The following is a 1,149-nucleotide window of genomic DNA, read 5'->3' as shown; positions in this document are numbered from 1 at the left end:
AGCAGTAAAGCTGGCGCTGACCAGCGGTTTACCCAGGGAGGCAGTTGCAGCTGATCTGGGGATTGGCAAGTCAACCCTCGGCAAATGGATCACCCAATACCGGCAAGACCAGAAAGGCGCCAGTGAGCCCTCGGGAGACACTGATGACCTGCAGCGGGAGCTTGCCCGGCTCCGTCGGGAGAACAAGATCCTGCGTGAGGAGCGCGAAATCTTAAAAAAAGCAACGGCCTTCTTCGCGAGCCAAAAGTAATGCGCTACCGATTTATCGATGCGGAGAAGGCGCATCATCAGGTGAACCGCTTGTGCAGCATGCTGGCGGTGTCACGGTCAGGCTATTATGCCTGGAGCAGCCGTCCTGCCAGCAAACGGGAGCGGGAAGACATGGTGCTGTTGGCCCATATCAGGGCTGAGTTTGAAAGCAGCCATTATTCCTATGGTCGTCCGAGAATGGTCGAAGAACTGAAGGATAAGGGCTGGGCTGTCAGTCACACCCGGATTGGCAGGCTGATGCGCGAGAACGGCATCCAGGCCATCAGGAGCCGCAGGAAGCGGTATCAGCGCCGAGGGCTAGTACCATCCTTCGGCTATGCCCCTAATCTGCTGGAACAGGACTTCACCGCCGAAAGGCCGAACGAGAAATGGGTCGTTGACCTATCCTACATCGCCACCATCCGGGGTTGGATTTACTTGGCTGTCGTGATGGATCTCTACAGTCGGCGGATTGTGGGCTGGCATATGAGTGACCGTATGAAGCAGGACCTGGCGCTTCAGGCCCTGAAGATGGCGATTGCCCTCAGGCGGCCAGAGCCAGGCCTGATCCACCACAGTGATCGTGGCAGCCAATATGTGGCGACCGACTATCAGATGACGCTGAAGCAGCATGGCATCCTGCCGTCCATGTCCGGCAAAGGAAATTGCTACGACAATGCTGTCGTGGAAGCCTTCTTCAAGACCTTGAAAGCAGAACTGGTATGGCGGGTGAAATTTGAAAGCCGAGAACAGGCAGAAAGGACCATCAATGAGTACATCATGAACTTTTATAACCGGAAACGACGGCACTCGACCCTTGGCAACATCAGTCCAATGGCGTACGAAAAACTAGCGGCTTAAAAAGAGCATGGTCGTGTCCACTTTTTTAAGACAAGTCCA

The 1,149-nt window shown here is 55.1% G+C and carries 1 protein-coding gene; it reads left to right on the top strand.

Annotation, left to right across the window (positions count from 1 at the left end; all coding sequences use genetic code 11):
• Nucleotides 1–1,110 (top strand): IS3 family transposase gene (locus L1I42_RS16155; protein WP_236115781.1). Its coding sequence is split into 2 segments (ribosomal slippage), with 1,111 coding nucleotides annotated over them: nucleotides 1–221 and nucleotides 221–1,110; the frame shifts between segments, so codons are not numbered across the junction. This gene is flagged as partial in the annotation.
• Between the last annotated feature and the right edge of the window lie 39 nt (nucleotides 1,111–1,149).

It is taken from the genome of Maritalea mediterranea (assembly GCF_021568695.1).
Taxonomy (GTDB): Bacteria; Pseudomonadota; Alphaproteobacteria; order Rhizobiales; family Devosiaceae; genus Maritalea; species Maritalea mediterranea.
This window is presented reverse-complemented; position numbering and strand designations above follow the sequence as displayed.